Raw genomic sequence first — 18,172 nt, forward strand, 5'->3', positions numbered from 1 at the left:
ATGCTTGGGGCACGCACCCACCCCCAACCCCTCCCTTGGAAGGGAGGGGTTATAATGTCGGCATCCATCCGCACGACCTGCGCCTATTGCGGTGTCGGTTGCGGTATCTCCGCGACGCCGACCGGGCCGCGTGCCGTAACGATTGCGGGGGATGCGGCGCATCCGGCCAATGGCGGCAAGCTCTGTTCCAAGGGTACGCATCTGGGTGAGACGGTCGGGCTGGAAGGGCGGTTGCTCCATCCGATGATCGGCGACAAGCGAGCCAGCTGGGACAAGGCGCTCGACTTAGTGGCGAAGCGCTTTCGCGAGACGATCGCCAAGCACGGGCCGGACAGCGTCGCCTTCTACGTCTCCGGCCAGTTGCTGACCGAAGATTATTATGTCGCCAACAAGTTGATGAAGGGCTTTATCGGGTCGGCCAATATCGACACCAACAGCCGCCTGTGCATGTCGAGCGCGGTGGCGGGGCACATGCGCGCGTTCGGCGAGGATGTCGTGCCAGCCAGCTATGACGATCTGGATGAGGCGGACCTGATCGTGCTCGTTGGGTCCAACACCGCCTGGTGCCATCCGATCGTCTATCAGCGGATACAGGCGACGCGGGCCACGCGCGGCACGAAGTTGGTCGTGATCGATCCGCGCCGCACCGAAAGCTGCGAAGGGGCGGACCTGCATCTGCCGCTCAAGCCCGGCAGCGACGTGGCGCTGATGAACGGGTTGCTCGCCTGGATGGATCAGGCCGGATTGCTGGATGCGGACTTTCTGCGCGATAGCGTTGCTGCGCCCGATGGCTTCTGGGAGGCGATCCGTACTGGCCATGACCTGTGGACCACGGCGAAGGCGTGCGACCTGCCGCCCACCGAATTGCAGCAATTTTACGAGATGTTCGCCGCGACCCCGCGCACGGTTACGCTGTTCAGCCAGGGGATCAACCAGTCGATCCGGGGTACGGATCAGGTGAATGCGATCATCAACGTCCACCTCGCCACCGGCCGCATCGGCAAGCCCGGTGCCGCGCCATTTTCGATCACGGGCCAGCCCAATGCCATGGGCGGGCGCGAGGTTGGCGGGCTGGCGACGACGCTGGCGGCGCATATGGATTTCGCGCCCGACAATGTCGCGCGGGTCGGGCGTTTCTGGGCCGCGCCGAACGTGGCGACCAAGCCGGGGCTGAAGGCTGTCGACCTGTTCCGCGCGATCGACGAAGGACGGATCAAGGCGCTGTGGGTGATGGCCACCAATCCCGCTGTCTCGATGCCCGATGCGGGGCGTGTGCGCGCGGCGCTGGAAGCCTGCCCGTTCGTGGTCGTGTCGGACGTGATGGCGACCACCGATACCGCCGTCCATGCTCATGTGCGGTTGCCCGCCGCTGCCTGGGGCGAGAAGGACGGGACCGTCACCAATAGCGACCGCACGATCAGCCGCCAGCGGGCGCTGCTCCCGCTGCCCGGCGAAACGAAACCGGACTGGTGGATCGTCACGCAGGTTGCGCGGCGGATGGGGTGGCGCAATGCCTTCGCCTATGATCGGCCCGCCGACATCTGGCGCGAACATGCGCGACTGACCGCCTATCAGAATGATGGGGCGCGGCTACTCAATTTGCGTGCGCAGGCGACGATCGGCAATGAGGCCTATGAGGCGTTGGCGCCGTTCCGCTGGGGCGGCATGCCTTTTGCAGACGGGCGGTTTCCAACACCCGATGGCAAGGCGCGGCTGGTGCCGGTGACGCAGATGGCGTTGCAAGGACCGCTGCGCGACTGGCCGATGACATTGAACACCGGCCGCTATCGCGATCAATGGCATACGATGACGCGCACGGGCCTGTCGCCGAAACTGGCGCGGCATCGCGAGGAGCCTTTGGTCGAGTTGCATCCGCGCGACGCGACCGCTCTAGGTATTGCCGATGGCGATCTCGCGCGGGTGTCGACGGCGCAGGGCGAGAGCCTGTTCCGCGCGCGGATCAGCGGCGGGCAGCGCCCCGGTGAAGTGTTCACACCGATCCACTGGACCGACCAGCAATCGACCGGGGGCCGCACCGGCCTGTTGCCGCGCCCGCTGGTCGATCCCCATTCGGGGCAGCCGGGTTTCAAGTCCACCCCTGTCCGGGTCGAGAGGATCGCGACCGAGTGGAAAGGCTTTCTCATCCTGCGCGGGGCCGAGTCGGTGCGCGTGCCGTGCCTGTGGGCGACGCGGATCACCGTACCGGGTGGCGCGCTCTATGAAGTGGCGGGCAATGGCGATCCGGCGCGGCTGGAAGCCTGCCTGCCCAAAGGCGAAAGGGTCGAGGCGATCGACCAGACGCGTGGCACCCGCCGCGTGGCGATCATCCGCGAGGGGAAACTCGCGGGCGTGCTGATCATCACCCGCAGTGGCCTTTTACCGACGCGCGACTGGCTGATCGGGCAACTCGCGGTCGAGGCCGTGGGCGCGTCCGTGCTGGCTGCGCGAGGGCCGGGCAGCCAGCCCGACAAGGGCGCGGTGGTGTGCGTCTGCTTCGACATCGGCCTCAACCAGATCGTCGCGGCGATCCGTGACCAGCAGTTGGTCGATGTGTCCGCCATCGGCACGGCGATCGGCGCGGGGACCAATTGCGGGTCATGCCGTCCCGCACTCGCCAATATTCTCGTCCAGACTTCGCAGGAGACGTTGCATGCAGCCGAATGACCTGATCGCGCCGGGTGAGGTCTGGCTGGTGGGCGCGGGGCCGGGCGACCCGGATTTGCTGACGCGCAAGGCGGAAAAGCTGATCGGCGCGGCGGGCATCGTCTTCTACGATGCGCTGGTCGGGCCGGGCGTGTTGGACCTTATCCCCGCTGGGGTCGAGCGGGTGAGCGTGGGCAAACGATCCGGGCGGCACAGCAAACAGCAGGAGAGCATCAACGACCTGCTGCTGGCCGCAGCCCGCGCAGGCAAGCGTGTCGTGCGGCTGAAAGGGGGCGATCCGTCGATCTTCGGCCGGTCGGCGGAAGAGATGGCGCATCTGGGCGAAGGTGGCGTACGGGTACGGATCTGCCCCGGTATCACGACGGCCAGCGCGGCGGCGGCGAGCGGCCATGCTTCGCTTACCCTGCGCGGCAAGGCACGCGGGCTGACGCTGGTGACGGCGCATTGGAAGGCGGGGGAAGCGTTGAAGCTGGACTGGGACGCGCTGGCGCAACCGGGCGGGACGATCGGCATCTATATGGGCCGGGCGGCGGCAGGCGAGATTGCCCGCAACCTGATCGCGGCGGGGCGCGACCCGGAAACGCCGGTGATGGTGGCGGTCAATGTCTCGCTGCCGAACGAAAGGCTGATCCGGGGCAGGCTGTCCATGCTGGCCTTCCTGGTTCAGACGATCAGCGATGAAGACCCGACCCTGCTATTGATCGGCGAGGCGGTCGCCAGCGCGAAGTCTCAGGCCGATCTTCAGAGCCCGCCACGCTCTTGCGCGCTGGAGCGCGGCCTGGTCGCAGGGTCAGAGCAACCAGTGGCGCAAGCCTAAGGACAGCAGCCCAAGGGCCGCGATGCTCGCGGCCCAGATACCGATGAACCAGCCGATTTGGCTTAGCTGTTTACGCATCAATGATAGCCATCGCTGCCGACCTTGCCCCGGAACACCCAATAGGCCCAGGCGGTATAGGCGAGGATGATCGGGACCAGTACCGCGCCGCCCACCAGCATGAAGAGTTGGCTGCGATAGGGGGCGGCCGCTTCCCAGATGGTGACGCGTTCCGGGATGACATAGGGCCAGATCGAAATGCCAAGGCCGAGCAGGCACAGGCCAAACAGGGCGAGTGCCCAGAGGAAGGGTTGGGCATCCTTGCGCTGGGACAGGCTGCGGTAGAAGAGCGCGGTGACGATGACCGTCGCCAGCGGCACCTGCGCGGTAGCGAGAACGCCCGGCCAAGCGAGCCAGCGGCTTTGATAGCTGCCCTCCAGCGTCAGCGTGGCGAGGCTGACCGCGGCGATCAGGATCAGCAGTGCAATGCCCAGCCGCCCGGCATAGGTCACCGCCTGGCGCTGTAGGCCGCCCTCGGTCTTCCAGTTGAGCCAGCACGCACCGAGCAGCGCATAGCCGACCATCAGCCCAAAGCCGGTGAGTAGCGAGAAGGGTGAGAGCCATTCCCACCAGCCGCCCGAATAAGCGCGGCCTTCGACGCTGATCCCCTGCAGCAAGGCACCCAATGCAATCCCTTGCGCAAAAGTCGCGACGGCGGACCCGCCGGTGAAGGCGCGGTCCCACCAGGCGCGATGCGCCGGATCGCGCCAGCGAAACTCGAACGCGACGCCGCGCAGCACGAGGCCGAGCAGCATCGCGATCAGCGGGGCATAAAGGGCGGGCAGGATGATGGCATAGGCCAGCGGAAAGGCCGCAAGCAGGCCACCGCCGCCCAGCACCAGCCAGGTTTCATTGCCATCCCATACCGGCGCGATGCTGTTCATCGCGGTGTCGCGATCCTTGCCCACCTTGAACAGAGGGAAGAGCAGGCCGATGCCGAGGTCGAACCCGTCCATCACGACATAGGCGATGATCGCAAAGCCGATGATGGCGGCCCAGATGACGGTCAGGTCGATCATGCGTCGCCTCCTTCGATAGCGGGTGCAGGCGTGATGCCTGCGGTGCGGATCGGCGCGCCATCCAGCATGCTTTCATGCGCTTCGGGCGGCTTCTTCATCAGGTGCAGCAGATACCAGATGCCCATGCCGAAGACGCTGAAATAGACGATGACGAAGGCGAGCAGCGACGCGGCGACGGCGGGCGCATCCAGTGGCGAGGCGCTTTGCGCAGTGCGCAGCAGGCCATAGACGGTGAAGGGCTGCCGCCCGACCTCGGTCACGATCCACCCTGCCAGCACAGCGACGAATCCGGATGGCCCCATCACCAGCGCGGCGCGATGCAGCCATGGCCAGTCATGCAGTTTGCCGCGCCAGCGCGCGATCAGGCTCCACAGGCCCAGCCCCAGCATCGCAAAGCCGATGCCGACCATGACGCGAAATGCCCAGAAAACGATCCCGACCGGCGGCTGGTCCGCTTGCGGAACGGTGTCGAGGCCCTTCATCGGCGCATTGAGGTCATGCTTGAGGATCAGCGACGACGCCTTGGGAATGGACACAGCATAATCGACCCGCTTGTTGGCGCTGTCGGGGATGCCGAACAGGATGAGCGGCGCGCCATCCGGATGGCTGTCATAATGGCCTTCCATCGCCATCACCTTGGCTGGCTGATGCTCAAGCGTGTTGAGGCCGTGCATGTCGCCTGCGAAAATCTGGATCGGTGCGACGATCGCCGCCATCCACATCGCCATGGAGAACATGGTGCGTGCGCCGGGGTTGGTCCGGTCCTTGAGCAGATGCCAGGCACCGACGCCGCCGACCGCAAAGGCGGTGGTCAGATAGGCGGCCAATACCGTGTGGACCAGGCGATAGGGGAAGCTCGGGTTGAAGATGATCGCCAACCAGCTGGGGCCGGGCAGGAACTGGCCGTTCGCGCCGATCTCATAGCCGGTCGGCGTCTGCATCCAGCTATTGACCGACAGGATCCAGAAGGCGGAGATGAAGGTGCCGATGGCGACCGCGCAGGTGGCGGTGAAGTGCAACTTGCGCCCGACCTTGTTGATGCCGAACAGCATGACGCCCAGGAACCCGGCTTCCAGGAAGAAGGCGGTCAGCACTTCATAGGCCATGAGCGGCCCGATGACCGGCCCCGCCTTGTCGGAGAAGACCGACCAGTTGGTGCCGAACTGATAGGACATGACGATGCCCGACACGACGCCCATGGCAAAGACGACGGCGAAGATTTTGAGCCAGTAGCGGAAGAGATTGGCATAGACGCCCTTGCCGGTGGCGAGCCACAGCCCCTCCAGCACCATCAGGAAACTGGCGAGGCCGATCGAAAAGGCCGGGAAGAGGAAATGGAAGCTGATCGTGAAAGCGAATTGTGCGCGGGCGAGGATCAGGGCGTCTAAGGAGTCGAACATGGGGCATGTCCTTTCGCCCGATCTTATACCAGATGGGCAGGGATAAAGAGATAGGTCAGATTGTCAGAGGCCGGGCAGGAAGGCAGCGGCGCTGCGCCAGAGCATGTAGAGGGCAACGACGAAGATCAGGACCGCAAAGACGGTGGTCAGCCGCCCGGTCTTGGCTCCCAGCCGTTCAGCGAGCCGCGTGCCGCCGATGCCGCCGACGACCCCGCCCGCCACGAACACGGCGGCGAGCGGCCAGTCGATCAGCCCGGAAAAGGCATAGTTGGCGGCCGTGGTGAGGCCGAACGCCGTGACGGCGACGAGCGAGGTGCCCACCGCCATCAGCATCGGCATGCCGGTTGAAGCGACCAATCCCGGCACGATTAGGAAGCCGCCGCCGATGCCGAAAAAGCCGGAAAACAAGCCCGACCCAAGGCCATAGCCCACCACCTTGGGCGCTTTTTCGCGATTGCATTCCGCGCCCGGATTGCCCGCATCGCCGCGCCCCTTGAGCATCAGCACGCCGACCAGCAGCATGACCAGCGCGAACAGGGCCAGCAATTTTTCACCATCCACCATCTTGCCAAAGGTCGATCCGGCGAGCGCGCCGACGATGCCCGCCGCGGCATAGATGCCGCCGCAGCGCCATTTGACATGATGGGCACGAGCATGGCTGGCGAGGCCCGTCGCGGCATTGATGGCGACCGCGAGCGCGCTGGTGCCGATAGCGACATGGGGGTTGGGCACGCCGACCAGATAGACCATCAACGGCACGGCCAGAATGGACCCGCCACCGCCGACCAGGCCCAGCACGAAGCCGACCAGGCTGCCCGACAGGCCGCCGAGCAGATATTGGGTCAGGTCCATCATGACTGCGACCCGATGGGCTCGGGCTTTACCATCCACTCGCGCCCCTTGAGCATTCCATGCCAATAGACCGGCGGCAGGATCGTGTCCTTGAGCAGCCAGGACAGGCGCGACGGGCGGGTGCCGTCGATCAGCCAGTTGGGGAAGCTGGGCATTAATTTGCCGCCATAGCCGAATTCGGCCAGCACGATCTTGCCGGCCTCGACGGTCAGCGGGCAACTGCCATAGCCGTCATAGGCGGCGACCGGGGGATGGCCATCAAGCGCGGCCAGCGCGTTCACCGCGACGACAGGCGCCTGCTTGCGCGCGGCAGCGGCGGTCTTGGCATTGGACGCAGAACAGGCATCGCCCAGCGCGAAAATATCGGGGTAGCGTGGATGGCGCAAAGTCGCCTCGTCGACAGCGACGAAACCGGAGGGCGTGGCGAGCATACTGTTGCGGATGAAATCGGGCGCGACCTGCGGGGGGACGACATGGATCATGTCATAGCGTTCCGCCACGCGCCTGACGCCATCGCCGTCCGCTTGCTCGAAAATGGCGGTCTTGGCCGGGCCATCAATCTCCACCAGCTTCGACCCGAAGTTGAGGTGAATGCCGTAGCGATCGACATAGTCCATCAGCGCCGGAACATAGGCGGCGACCCCGAACAAGACTGGCCCGGCAGTGTGGAACTGCACATCGGTCTGCGCCAGCACCCCGGCCTTTTCCCAGCGGTGGCAGGACAGATACATCGCCTTTTGCGGCGCGCCCGCGCATTTGATCGGCATTGGCGGCTGGGTGAACAGCGCGCGTCCGCCTTTGAACGCCTTGGCCAGGCGATGGGTATAGGGGGCCAGATCGTAGCGATAATTGGACGTGACGCCATCATGGCCGAGCGCATCGACAAGGCCCGGTATGGCGTTCCAGTCGAGCTTGATGCCGGGGCAGACGATCAACACGCCATAGCCGATCCGCCGCCCGTCATCGAGCCGCACCTGTTTGTCATCGGGCAGGAAACTACTGGCCGATCCTTTGATCCAGGTGGCCCCGGTCGGAATCAGGTGCGCCTCGCTGCGCCGGGTAAAGCCGCTGTCGAACACGCCCGCGCCCACCATCGTCCAGCCGGGCTGATAATAATGATCGTCACTTGGTTCGATGATGGCGAGGCGGATGCCCCGGCGGCGCTTGAGGATGCTGGCGGCGGTAGCGATCCCGGCGCTGCCGCCGCCGATGATCAGGATATCATAAGGGGCGGCGTCATGTCCGGTGACCAGCGCGTCCGCCATCGCCGCCAGCTTTTCGGCGCGCGCGCCTGACCGGCAATAGCCCAGCACCGGGCCGGGGAGCGTATCGAGCGCGTGGCGCATCGCCTGGGCATCGGCGTCGGTCATCGCGCCGGGGGTCACCGGGATATGCGCGAAGGCGAGGCCAGCGGCTCTGGCGACGGCACCGATGTCCGCAGCGGTCGGTTGGCCATCCTCCTCGCCATCGGGGCGGTTGCAGATGATCGCGCGAAAGCCCTCGCGCGCGGCCTGTTCGACATCGTGCGGCGTCAGTTGCGGGGCAGTGCCGAAGGTTGGGGAAAGCCGCTTGATATCCATGATGAACCTCCTTGGTCCGGCGTGCCGGTTATGGTCTTGACGTGACGCGGTGCAGCGCCATGCCGCCCAGCATGGCCAGCACGAACGGAGCGACCGCCGCCGGGGCAAGCGCCAGGCTGGCGAGGGCGGGGCCGGGGCACAGGCCGCCTATGCCCCAGCCGATGCCGAACAGGATCGCGCCGAGCGCGAGCTTGCCGTCGATCCTGCGGGTTTCGGGCAGGTTGAACTGCTGATCGGCGATGGGGCGCTCGATCCGCTTCTGCACCAGCCAGGCAAGCGCCATCGGGATCATCGCGCCGCCCATGACGAAGGCCAGCGTCGGATCCCATGGTCCCAACAGGTCGAGGAAGGCGCGCACCCGCATCGGATCGGCCATGCCCGACAGGGCAAGGCCCGCGCCGAACAGCGAACCGGACAATAGAGCCAGGATGATCCGCATCACAAAAGTCCCGCCAAACGCAGGATCGCCACGGTGGCAAAACCGCTGCCCATGAACAAAGCGGTGGCGGTGAGCGAGCGGCGCGACAGGCGCGACACGCCACATACGCCATGGCCGCTGGTGCAGCCTGACCCCAGGCGCGTGCCATAGCCGACGATCAGGCCCGCGACGATCAGCAGGCCGGGCGCGGGATAGCTGGCCGGGACGCCGCCCGACAGCAGCGCCACGACCAGCGCACCCAATGGCAGGCCAAGGATGAAGGCGATGGCGACGCTGCGCGGCGCACCGCCCTGCGTGAAGCCCACGGCCCTTGCCGCAAGGCCGCTGACGCCCGCGATCCGGCCGAGGCCGAGCAGCATGATCGCCGCCGCCACGCCGATCATCAGCCCGCCGATGAGGCCCGCCACCGGCTGAGCATCGGGAAAGCCCGGGATCATAGCTGGTTCACCGGGATCTTGAGATAGGCAACGCCATTATCCTCTGCGACCGGCAGATGGCCCGCGCGCATATTGACCTGAACCGAGGGCAGGATCAGGCGCGGCATGGCCAGCGTGGCGTCGCGCGCCTCACGCATGGCGACGAATTCGTCTTCGGTTATGCCGTCATGGGCGTGGATATTGGCCCGGCGCTCTTCCGCCACGGTCGTTTCCCAGACATAATGGTCGCGGCCTTCGGGCAAATAGTCGTGACACAGGAAGAGCCGGGTTTCGGGCGGCAGTTCCAGCAACCGGCGCATCGACCGGAACAAGGTGCGCGCGTCGCCGCCGGGGAAATCGGCGCGGGCGGTGCCATAATCGGGCATGAACATGGTATCGCCCACGAACACCGCATCGCCGATCACATAGGCGACGCAGGCCGGAGTATGGCCCGGCACATGCAGCACCGTGACCGACAGGCTGCCGATCGCGAAACTGTCGCCATCGGCCCACAAATGGTCGAAGTCCGATCCGTCACGCGGGAATTCCGCGCCGACGTTGAACAGCTTGCCGAACATATGCTGCACTTCGCAGATATGCGCGCCGATCGCGATCTTCCCGCCCAGCTTCTGCTGGAGATAGGGGGCGGCCGAGAGATGATCGGCATGGGCATGGGTTTCCAGATGCCAATCGACGGTCAGTCCTTCGGCCTCGACATAGGCGATCACCGGATCGGCGGACTCGACATTCGTGCGGCCGGAGGCGGGGTCATAGGTCATCACGCTGTCGATCACGGCGGCGCGGCGCGTCTGCGCATCATGCACGACATAGGTCACGGTGAAGGTCGGCGGATCGAAGAAAGCCTTGATCACGGGCACGCCGTCACGAGCGGCGAGGATTTGCGCCTGGGCCTTGGTCAATATGGGGTCGGACATGCGACTCTCCTTAAGTTTCATATTTACATGAACCATGTATATGTATAATCGGAGGTCGTCAAGGGGTTGCCTCGACCGCGCCAGGATTGCAGGAACGCAGCGATGAACGAAGCTATGATAGATGGTCGCCCCCCGGTCCGTATCGGCGACATGGCCCCCGATTTCCGCGCCCGATCGACCAAGGGCGATTTTCAACTGTCGGCCCTGCGTGGCCAATGGGTGATCTTCTTTTCGCACCCCGCCGATTTCACGCCGGTATGCAGCACAGAGTTTGCCGCGCTGGCACGGCGGCAGGCGGATTTCGATGCGCTCGATTGCAAGCTGGTCGGCTTGTCGGTGGACAGCCTTTACGCCCATATCGCCTGGGTTCGCGCGCTGCGCGACTTGTTCGGTGTGGCGATCGACTTTCCGATCATCGAAGACCCCAGCATGGCGATCGGGCGCGCTTATGGCATGATCGATGACGCCGCCGTCGATAGCATGGCGATGCGCTCGACCTTCTTCATCGATCCCCAAGGCGTTATTCGCGCAACCACCTGCTATCCGCATAATGTCGGTCGCTCGGTGGACGAGATGCTGCGCTTGTTGCGCGCGCTACAGCGTGTGGATGGGGCAAGCAGCCTGACGCCTGAGGGCTGGACGGAAGGTCAGCCGCTGCTGCTGCCCGCCGCCGACGGGACCGATGCGGCGCCCGACTGGTTCTGTCGGTTCGAGCCATCCGCATGAGCGCCCTCTATGGCGATCGCGATGCCGCGGCGACGGCGGCTGAAAAGATCAAGGTGTTCGCCCAGCCGCAACGGTTGATGATCCTGTCCTGCCTGTTGCGCGGCGAACGCAATGTGGGCGAGATCGCCGAGATCACCGGCATCGGCCAGCCAGCGCTCAGCCAGCAATTGGCCGAATTGCGCCGCGCCGACCTGGTCCAGAATCGCAAGGAAGCCAAGCAGGTGTGGTATAGGCTCGCCGACGATGGCGTCGCCCTGTGCGTGCGCACGATCGAGGCGATGTTCGGAGGCGTCGGCACCGCCGAGGCGCTGGTCCCTGTGCCGTTGCAAGTGCTGGAACCGAGCACCCCCACCCAGGGTGTCGCAGGATTCGCGCGGATTCTATAGCGGCTGCGGCGCGCGATAGGTCGTGACCAGCGGCCCCAGCGCATCGGCCAAGGGGCCAAGCCAGGGTTCGAACCGCCGCCAATGATCGACGCCATCGGCATAGATGGGCTGGCGCACCTGTTCGGAACTGGCGGTCCGCACCGCGCGGTCGCTGCGCCAGAAGTCCAGGCATTGTGCTTCGAACGGCAGGCACAGATAGGCCAGCAGCCGATCGACCTCACCCGGCATATCGGCAACCATCTGTTCGTAGATCAGGCGATGCACGCGCCCCGGCGCGGCCGCGTCATAAGCCGCCATCAGCGCCACATAGTCGCGATAATAGCGGCCGATGTCGGTCAGATCATAAGTGAAGGCCTGGCCCCGCGCGAAATGCTGCTTCCAGCCCGACAGGCAGCACCCCATCGGATGGCGGCGCGCGTCGATGATCTTCGCGTTGGGCAGGATGAGGTGGATCAGGCCGACATGCTGCCAATTATTGGGCATTTTGTCGATGAAATGCGGCTTGGCGCTATGGCGATGGACGCGCGTGCCGTCGATATACTCCTCACCCAGGCGCAGCCGGTCGGCAGGCGTCAGCGCGGCGACCATGGCGGCGAAGTCGGGAAATTCGCCGTCATCCACCCGCGATTGCAGGCGGCTGGCGATGACCATCATGTCGGGCAGTTCCATCGTGCCTTCGACTTGGCTGTGGCAGGAGAGGATCTGCTCGATCAGCGTGGAGCCGGAACGGGGCAGGCCGACGATGAAGATCGGGTCGGGTGCGGGGCAACCGCCTGCGCCGCGTGCGGCGATGAAGGACGCGGTGAAGGTCTGGGCCGTGGCGCGCACTTCGGCGGAAAATTCGTCGGCATCATGGCGCACCATCGTGCGGCGCAGGCGATTGCCCGCGTCATAATGGCGGAAGGCGGCGGCATAATCGGCCGCATCTTCGAACGCCTTGCCGAGCGAGAAATGGAGGTGGAACAAGTCCTCCTGCCCGTCCGCCACGTCGGGTTTCAAGGATGCAAGCGCCTGTTCCATCGCTGCAATGTCCTGCGCATCGAACTTGACGGTCTTGAGGTTGGCGAGGCTCCACCAGGCTTCGCCCATGGTCGGGCGATAGCGAACCGCCTTGCGATAGGCGTGGACGGCATCGGCCTGTTTGCCCAGCGTCTTCAAGGCATGGCCGAGATTCTGCCACACCTGCGGCTGGTCGGGCTGCTCCGCGAGCAGGCGTTCGTAAATGGCCCGCGCGCCATCCTGATCGCCCAGCCGCACAAGGACCGACGCCTTGATCAGGGCATAGCCGGGATTTTTGAGTGGGGACGCACCCAATATCTCGGCATGCGCGAGCGCTTCGGGCAAGCGGTTATTCTGGAGCAGCAGCCGGATCAGGAAGTCGCGCGCTAGGTCGAAGCCGGGGGCCAGCGTGACGGCGCGCTCTACCAGCGCCAGCGCCCGGCTCATGTCGCCGCGCCGCCAGCAGACTTCGCCCAGCAGGCGACTGGCGGCGGCGTCATCGGGCAGGCGGTCGAGCCTGGACGTCAGGATCGCTTCGGCTTCGTCCAACCGGGCTTCGTTCATCGCGATCGCGGCTTCCAACAGATCGCGATCGCGCGACGAAGCGTGGATGCCCGACAGGTCGGCGCGCCAGGCATCCGTCTCGCGGCCCACCGTGCGCAACAGCCGGGCCAGCAGGAACCAGCCGCCCGCGACCGATGGCTGTTGCCGGGTCAGCGCTTCCAGCGCGGCGATGGCCTGGACGGTGTCGCCCGCCGCATCGGCGGCCTGGGCCAATTCCCATAGCACGGCCGGGATGCGCGGATACAGGCGACCAAGGGCGGCGAGGCGGGGCAGGGCGTCTTCGGGGCGGTCCAGCCGCCGCAACGCCTGGCAGGCGAGCAGTTCCGCCTGCGGCAGGCCGCCGGTTCGGGCGAGGAGGGCTTGCGCCTGCGTCAGCGCGAGATCGGGACGCGTCTCGACCAAATCAGCAAGCTGTGTCAGCGCGGATTCGATGGTGCCCGTTGCGGCAGCGGCAGACCCGTTTCCCATAGCACCCCGAAAATTGTGCGATTGCACAAAATGCTATGCCGATTGCAACGCGCCGTCGAGTGGGTGCGTCATAAAAGTTCAAAAAAGACGATTTCACCCGCTTGACAGCGCCCGTCTGGATGGCAGTATCCAATTTAGGACAGTCGTTCGAATTGCTGCGTGAGCGAACTGTTTCATAAAATAAGGCTTGTTCGGCGCGGTCGATAGTCGGCCGCGACCCTGAAAGATGCGTCTTTCGGGCAGGGGKTTTTTTGCGTGTCTTCGGCGCGGCGAAGGCGTGCGTGCGTGATGCTTAATCAAGGTTGAGACCCGGTTGCCGGGCGCTGGAATGGGAGAGGCGGGGACGCAACGCATATAAGGGGGGACTATCATGGCCATCATATTGGGCTCGCGACGGGTGCGCATGCTGTGCGCGCTTGGGGCGACCACATGCCTGACGCAATTGGCGCTTGCCGCGCCAGCCTTTGCCCAGATGGAAGCACCGGCACAAGCCGCTGGCGCCGATGCCGCCGATCCATCATCGGGTCTGAGCGAAATCGTCGTGACCGCGACACGCAGCGCGCAGAGCATCCAGAAAGTGCCGATTTCCATGCTGGCGCTGGGTGCCGAGACGCTGGCGGAGCGCCAGGTGAAGGGCTTGAGCGATTTCGCCGCCCTGTTGCCCTCCGTATCCTTCGAAGGCATCGGGCCGGGCCGCAATACCGCGTTTTTCCGCGGCATCGTGCCTGCGGGCGGTGCCTATGCGTCGGTCGGCTATTATCTCGATGATATCCCGATAACTGGCACGCAAGTGCCCGATATTCATGCCTATGATCTGGAACGGGTCGAGGCGCTGGCGGGGCCGCAGGGCACGCTTTATGGCGCGGGGTCACTGGCGGGCACCATACGCCTGATCACCAACAAGCCCAAGCTCGACAAATTCGAATTCGGCTATGACGTCGAAGCCAATAAATATGGCAAGGGCGATTTTGGCGGGCAGCTGGAATCCTACATCAACGTGCCGCTGAGCGATACGATGGCGGTGCGCGCCATGGGCTATTATCGCCGCGATGGCGGCTATATCGACAATACACCCAATAACGGCCTGCTCAATAATGGCGCGCCGGCGGTCTATACGCTGGGCGACAATAATCCGGCGACCTTCTTCAATCTCGACAATTCAGACATCGCCAAGGATGATTATAACACGATCAAGGAATTTGGCGGTCGCCTGCAACTGCTGTGGGAGCCGGTCGATGGCTGGGCGATCACGCCGGAAATCACGGCGCAAAAGCAGGTCGCCAATGGCTATTTCGGTTTCGACCCGCGCGTCGGCGACCTGGAAGTCCATGATTATGACAAGACCCGCAACGATGACCGCTGGTATCAGGCGGCGCTGAGCATCCATGGTCATATCGGCGACTGGGACATTGTTTCAGCGACGGGCTATTTCAAACGCCGGACCCGGACGCTCAACGATTATACCTATTATACCGTCACCTATGATGGCTTTGGCGCAGGCTATGAGAGCTATCTGCAGTTTTTTCGACAATTGCACCGGGTCGGGCGCGGCGCAGCAATGTTCGCTGATCGACCGACGCAATATTATCATGCGGACACGCACCGCAACAAGTTCACGCAGGAATTGCGGATAACGACACCCAAGGAATGGCCGATCGATGTGACGATCGGCGCCTTCTACCAGCGGCAGAAGAACGAGACCAACACCTCTTACGCGATCCGCGGACTGGATACGATCACCGGCTACACCCAAACCGGTGGCGGCGATGTGCCGGGTGGGCTGATCGGTGTGCCGGGCATGTACGGGATCGATTATGACGAAGACGGCAATCCCTTCTTCGATACGAGCAATGTTATCAATGCCAATGGCAATCCATTGGGCACGATGATTTTGGGCACGCAGGCGGTCAAGGGGGACGCCTTCTATTTCGTTGAGCAAAACCAGGTCTATAATGATACGGCGATCTTCGCCGAGGGGCATTACAACATCACCCCGACGCTCAAGATCACCGGTGGCATCCGCTATTTCTGGACCGATTATGCGGTCAAGGGCTTTGCGGGCGTGGCGGGGTCGGCGGCGAATACCATCACCTCCATCTATGTTCCAACAGGCGAAATGGGCTGCCCGACGCCGCTCCCGGCAGAGCGCCTGCAATGCCTCAACACCAATTTCCGCGCGGACGACCAGACCGGGCGCTACAAAGAGGATGGCGAGACGCATAAGGTGGCGCTCGACTGGCAATTTCAGCCGGACAAGATGGTCTATGCCAATTACTCGACGGGCTTCCGCCCCGGCGGCTTCAACCGGCCCTTGCGTATTCGTAACTTCGGTCCGGTGGACGTCGCCCCGTTCAAGTCCGAAACGCTCACCAATTTCGAACTGGGCGTCAAGACAACGTGGAACAACATGTTCCGTTTCAATGCCGCCGTCTATTATGAAAAATGGAATAATATCCAATATGGCGTCGTCGTGTCCGGTGCGCAGGGGGCCGGCATGACCGGCAATGCGGGCAAGGCGGTGGTCAAGGGCGTCGAATATGATGCGGATCTGAAGCTTGGCAAGGTAACGATCTCGACCTCCGGTGCCTATAATGATGGCAAGCTGAAGGGCAATTTTTGCAATTTCGCGCTGGATCGCGACACGGCAAGCATATCCCAATTATCGACCTGCACATTGGGCGAGTTCGTGCCGGACTCCGATCCTCCCACGCCCCAGGTCGCCGCTGCCGATGGCACGCGCCTGCCGCGTCAGCCCAAATTCAAGGGCACGACGTCAATCCGCTACGACACCTATATGGGCGATTATGCCGCCTATATTCAGGGCGCAGCGCTCTATCAGACCGGCGCGACGCAGGATCTGAACGTCGCCAGCAATGCGCTGCTCGGCAATACCAAGGGCTTTGTCAGCTTCGATTTTTCAGGGGGCATCAAGAAGGATAGCTGGAGCCTGACCCTGTTCATCCAGAATGCCTTCGACAAGCGCGGGGAACTGACGAAGAACACCTTCTGCTCGATCGACTTCTGTTCCGGCTCGGCGCGGACCTTTACGATCAAGCCGCAATTTTTCGGCATGCGCTTCGGGCAGAAATTCTGACGGGCCTTATCATCGCATGACAATGCCGCCGGGTCAGCGATCCGGCGGCAGTATTTTTGGCGGAATGTCTTAGCGCTTCTGGCCGGGATAGAGCAGGCGCATGGCGCTGGGCGCGCCGCATTGCTTGATCGCGACTTCGACATAGCGGGCGCGCTCGGCCTTGAGCGAGGCGGAAGAGAGGGCGAATTTCCGCTCACGCGCGACCTCTTGCGCCGAGAATGGCTTGGCCCCGGCGGGCACGCTGGGACCGCCGAGGCCAAACACCATGAAATTGACGAGGTCGGCCAGCTGCTGATTATCGGTAATGCGGCTGTGCGCAATGTTGGGCAGGCGGATGAGGTAGGCGCGCGATTGCGGCGTACAGAGGAACCAGCCGACCCGGCCGCGCAGTTCGGGCAGTTGCGCCGGGGCCGCGCTGCCCTGAATCCCATGGCAACCGCCGCAATGTTCGGCATAGTCGGAGCGCGCCAGATCCGGGTCGTGATCGCGTCGGGCAACGGCCCCATCGGCGGCAGCGCGGCGCGGCCGATGCCGACCACACCGAGCAGCAAAAGCGATCCCGTCAAAAGCCTGCGCAAATCCTAGCCCTCAGCTGGCCGCGCCCACCATCACCGCCGTCGAACAATGATATTCCATGCTGCTGGTGCCAAAGCACCAGATGACGTCATTGTTGAGCTGCGGCATGTAAAGCTGGGTTTCGCGGTCGGTATTGTCGCAGCCGCACTGGCCGCAGGCGGGTTTGCCGCAACAGTCGCGATAAGCGATCAGATAGGCTTGCCATCGTCCGGGTTGATGCAGGTGCCGACCCAGGACACGGGCGACGGTTCAGCGCCGGGCGGGCAGCTATGCAGCCCGCCGCCGCAACAGGTGCAGAGCGCGCCATCGATGGCGCAATAACGCCAATAGTCGCACTTCGTATCGTCCTTGGTCTGCGCGTTGCGGGCAAAGCCGGTCTTGGCTTCGGGCGACCGATCGGGCTTGGCTGCCTCCGCGCGGCTGACGGGCAAGAGCGGGAAAACGGGCGCGGCCACCAGCGCCGCCCCCAGGCGCGAGAGCATGGAGCGGCGCGAGCTGCCCCCGGCGAGCCGCCGCAGCAGTTTTTCGCCCATGGCGTCGGCGTTGAACCTCTTCATGTCACTGCCCCCTTTGGCCGTTCAGGCGCCTGTGCCTTCAACGATCCGATATAATCCTGCACCGTCTTGATCCCCATTTCATGCGCGACGACCAGGCTTTCCAGATGCTCGCGGCTATTGACCAGCCCCTTGGACAGGATCGTGCCCTCGGCATCGAGCAGCACCGCAAAGGGGAGCTTGGCGACGCCGAACGCCTGACCGACATCGGGGCCGTTGACGAACATATAGGATTCCAGCCCGTGCTGCGCGATCATGGCGCGCTGCACGGCGGCATCGTCATCGCCGACGAAGGTCAGCGTGACACGCTCGTCGCGGGCAAAGGATTTGGCCATCGGAATGACGGCCTTGCAAAGCGGGCATTGCGCCGACACGAACATCAGCAGCCGCAACGGCACGTCATGGGCATGACCGCCGACCGTCACCGGCACGCCGTCGATCGACCGCGCCTCGATCTTGATCGTGGCGTCGCCCACCGCCGGGCCGCCGCTGGTGGTCAGCGCACCTGCGGGGGCTACGCGAATATGCAGCACGCCCACCTGCCGCGCGAGGGCGAGCAGCGCCACGCCAAGCCCCAGGATCACGACCCAGGACAGGATTTGCGAGATGATGAGCGATGTCAGCAT

At 64.3% G+C, this 18,172-nt stretch carries 17 protein-coding genes and 1 pseudogene; 6 read left to right on the plus strand and 12 right to left on the minus strand.

Annotated features, from left to right (window positions below; translation table 11 throughout):
- The first annotated feature begins 54 nt into the window (after nt 1-54).
- Both BF95_RS13800 and cobA read left to right on the plus strand, forming a co-directional pair.
- Nucleotides 55-2,664, plus strand: coding sequence for a nitrate reductase (locus BF95_RS13800; protein ID WP_043151994.1), 2,610 nt, complete (start codon nt 55-57; stop codon nt 2,662-2,664).
- Nucleotides 2,651-3,481, plus strand: a complete 831-nt coding sequence (gene cobA / locus BF95_RS13805) for a uroporphyrinogen-III C-methyltransferase (protein ID WP_043151995.1) — start codon at nt 2,651-2,653, stop codon at nt 3,479-3,481. The genes BF95_RS13800 and cobA overlap by 14 nt, the downstream gene beginning before the upstream one ends.
- On the opposite strand, the gene BF95_RS31070 is transcribed toward cobA, so the two are convergent.
- From BF95_RS31070 to BF95_RS13840, 8 genes are all read right to left on the minus strand, one after another.
- Nucleotides 3,455-3,559 (minus strand): DUF2474 family protein, encoded by a 105-nt coding sequence (locus tag BF95_RS31070; protein WP_152542727.1) that lies wholly within the window; start codon nt 3,557-3,559, stop codon nt 3,455-3,457. The genes cobA and BF95_RS31070 overlap by 27 nt on opposite strands.
- Nucleotides 3,559-4,557 (minus strand): cytochrome d ubiquinol oxidase subunit II, encoded by a 999-nt coding sequence (cydB, locus tag BF95_RS13810; protein ID WP_043151996.1) that lies wholly within the window; start codon nt 4,555-4,557, stop codon nt 3,559-3,561. The genes BF95_RS31070 and cydB overlap by 1 nt, the downstream gene beginning before the upstream one ends.
- A complete protein-coding gene (locus BF95_RS13815) occupies nt 4,554-5,957 on the minus strand; it encodes a cytochrome ubiquinol oxidase subunit I (protein ID WP_043151997.1) in 1,404 nt (467 codons plus the stop codon). Before BF95_RS13815 ends, cydB begins: the two co-directional genes overlap by 4 nt.
- A gap of 63 nt (nt 5,958-6,020) precedes the next feature.
- Entirely contained in the window at nt 6,021-6,812 is a 792-nt protein-coding gene (locus BF95_RS13820; protein ID WP_043151998.1) for a sulfite exporter TauE/SafE family protein, read from the minus strand.
- A complete protein-coding gene (locus BF95_RS13825; RefSeq protein ID WP_043151999.1) occupies nt 6,809-8,389 on the minus strand; it encodes a bifunctional protein tyrosine phosphatase family protein/NAD(P)/FAD-dependent oxidoreductase in 1,581 nt (526 codons plus the stop codon). The genes BF95_RS13820 and BF95_RS13825 overlap by 4 nt, the downstream gene beginning before the upstream one ends.
- Before the next feature lie 28 nt (nt 8,390-8,417).
- Nucleotides 8,418-8,828, minus strand: coding sequence for a DUF6691 family protein (locus BF95_RS13830; protein WP_200866967.1), 411 nt, complete (start codon nt 8,826-8,828; stop codon nt 8,418-8,420).
- Nucleotides 8,828-9,265 (minus strand): YeeE/YedE family protein, encoded by a 438-nt coding sequence (locus BF95_RS13835; RefSeq protein ID WP_043152001.1) that lies wholly within the window; start codon nt 9,263-9,265, stop codon nt 8,828-8,830. The genes BF95_RS13830 and BF95_RS13835 overlap by 1 nt, the downstream gene beginning before the upstream one ends.
- Nucleotides 9,262-10,179 (minus strand): MBL fold metallo-hydrolase, encoded by a 918-nt coding sequence (locus tag BF95_RS13840; RefSeq protein ID WP_043152027.1) that lies wholly within the window; start codon nt 10,177-10,179, stop codon nt 9,262-9,264. The genes BF95_RS13835 and BF95_RS13840 overlap by 4 nt, the downstream gene beginning before the upstream one ends.
- A gap of 102 nt (nt 10,180-10,281) precedes the next feature.
- On the opposite strand from BF95_RS13840, the gene BF95_RS13845 reads away from it, so the two are divergent.
- Both BF95_RS13845 and BF95_RS13850 read left to right on the plus strand, forming a co-directional pair.
- On the plus strand, nt 10,282-10,905 hold the full coding sequence (locus BF95_RS13845; protein ID WP_043152002.1) for a peroxiredoxin: 624 nt from the start codon (nt 10,282-10,284) through the stop codon (nt 10,903-10,905).
- A complete protein-coding gene (locus BF95_RS13850) occupies nt 10,902-11,291 on the plus strand; it encodes an ArsR/SmtB family transcription factor (RefSeq protein WP_043152003.1) in 390 nt (129 codons plus the stop codon). The genes BF95_RS13845 and BF95_RS13850 overlap by 4 nt, the downstream gene beginning before the upstream one ends.
- Here BF95_RS13850 and BF95_RS13855 read toward each other — a convergent pair.
- Nucleotides 11,286-13,322, minus strand: a complete 2,037-nt coding sequence (locus tag BF95_RS13855) for a tetratricopeptide repeat-containing sulfotransferase family protein (RefSeq protein ID WP_043152005.1) — start codon at nt 13,320-13,322, stop codon at nt 11,286-11,288. The genes BF95_RS13850 and BF95_RS13855 overlap by 6 nt on opposite strands.
- A gap of 370 nt (nt 13,323-13,692) precedes the next feature.
- On the opposite strand from BF95_RS13855, the gene BF95_RS13860 reads away from it, so the two are divergent.
- Nucleotides 13,693-16,416, plus strand: coding sequence for a TonB-dependent receptor (locus BF95_RS13860; RefSeq protein ID WP_051520022.1), 2,724 nt, complete (start codon nt 13,693-13,695; stop codon nt 16,414-16,416).
- 69 nt (nt 16,417-16,485) lie between these two features.
- Here the strand turns inward: BF95_RS13860 and BF95_RS29245 are convergent, their stop codons facing one another.
- On the minus strand, nt 16,486-16,683 hold the full coding sequence (locus BF95_RS29245) for a hypothetical protein (RefSeq protein WP_235209751.1): 198 nt from the start codon (nt 16,681-16,683) through the stop codon (nt 16,486-16,488).
- 84 nt (nt 16,684-16,767) lie between these two features.
- On the opposite strand from BF95_RS29245, the gene BF95_RS29250 reads away from it, so the two are divergent.
- Complete coding sequence (locus BF95_RS29250; RefSeq protein WP_235209752.1) at nt 16,768-17,001, plus strand: hypothetical protein; 234 nt, start codon at nt 16,768-16,770, stop codon at nt 16,999-17,001.
- A 3-nt stretch (nt 17,002-17,004) separates the two neighbouring features.
- Here BF95_RS29250 and mauA read toward each other — a convergent pair.
- A pseudogene (gene mauA / locus BF95_RS13870) lies at nt 17,005-17,549 on the minus strand (methylamine dehydrogenase (amicyanin) small subunit).
- Nucleotides 17,546-18,172 (minus strand): methylamine utilization protein MauD, encoded by a 627-nt coding sequence (locus BF95_RS13875; protein ID WP_043152006.1) that lies wholly within the window; start codon nt 18,170-18,172, stop codon nt 17,546-17,548. The pseudogene mauA and the gene BF95_RS13875 overlap by 4 nt, the downstream one beginning before the upstream one ends.

Origin of the sequence: Sphingobium sp. Ant17, assembly GCF_000588875.1 — a bacterium.
GTDB lineage: Bacteria > Pseudomonadota > Alphaproteobacteria > Sphingomonadales > Sphingomonadaceae > Sphingobium.

Excerpts from the sequence above, each read along its gene's own strand:
- BF95_RS13840 (WP_043152027.1), bottom strand. The coding sequence starts at position 10,179 with ATGTCCGACCCCATATTGACCAAGGCCCAGGCGCAAATCCTCGCCGCT.
- BF95_RS13815 (WP_043151997.1), bottom strand. The coding sequence starts at position 5,957 with ATGTTCGACTCCTTAGACGCCCTGATCCTCGCCCGCGCACAATTCGCT.
- BF95_RS13820 (WP_043151998.1), bottom strand. The coding sequence starts at position 6,812 with ATGATGGACCTGACCCAATATCTGCTCGGCGGCCTGTCGGGCAGCCTG.
- BF95_RS13835 (WP_043152001.1), bottom strand. The coding sequence starts at position 9,265 with ATGATCCCGGGCTTTCCCGATGCTCAGCCGGTGGCGGGCCTCATCGGC.
- BF95_RS31070 (WP_152542727.1), bottom strand. The coding sequence starts at position 3,559 with ATGCGTAAACAGCTAAGCCAAATCGGCTGGTTCATCGGTATCTGGGCC.
- BF95_RS13800 (WP_043151994.1), top strand. The coding sequence starts at position 55 with ATGTCGGCATCCATCCGCACGACCTGCGCCTATTGCGGTGTCGGTTGC.
- BF95_RS13830 (WP_200866967.1), bottom strand. The coding sequence starts at position 8,828 with ATGCGGATCATCCTGGCTCTATTGTCCGGTTCGCTGTTCGGCGCGGGC.
- BF95_RS29245 (WP_235209751.1), bottom strand. The coding sequence starts at position 16,683 with ATGGTGTTTGGCCTCGGCGGTCCCAGCGTGCCCGCCGGGGCCAAGCCA.
- BF95_RS13825 (WP_043151999.1), bottom strand. The coding sequence starts at position 8,389 with ATGGATATCAAGCGGCTTTCCCCAACCTTCGGCACTGCCCCGCAACTG.
- cydB (WP_043151996.1), bottom strand. The coding sequence starts at position 4,557 with ATGATCGACCTGACCGTCATCTGGGCCGCCATCATCGGCTTTGCGATC.
- BF95_RS13845 (WP_043152002.1), top strand. The coding sequence starts at position 10,282 with ATGAACGAAGCTATGATAGATGGTCGCCCCCCGGTCCGTATCGGCGAC.
- BF95_RS13860 (WP_051520022.1), top strand. The coding sequence starts at position 13,693 with ATGGCCATCATATTGGGCTCGCGACGGGTGCGCATGCTGTGCGCGCTT.
- cobA (WP_043151995.1), top strand. The coding sequence starts at position 2,651 with ATGCAGCCGAATGACCTGATCGCGCCGGGTGAGGTCTGGCTGGTGGGC.
- BF95_RS13875 (WP_043152006.1), bottom strand. The coding sequence starts at position 18,172 with ATGCTGACATCGCTCATCATCTCGCAAATCCTGTCCTGGGTCGTGATC.
- BF95_RS13855 (WP_043152005.1), bottom strand. The coding sequence starts at position 13,322 with ATGGGAAACGGGTCTGCCGCTGCCGCAACGGGCACCATCGAATCCGCG.
- BF95_RS13850 (WP_043152003.1), top strand. The coding sequence starts at position 10,902 with ATGAGCGCCCTCTATGGCGATCGCGATGCCGCGGCGACGGCGGCTGAA.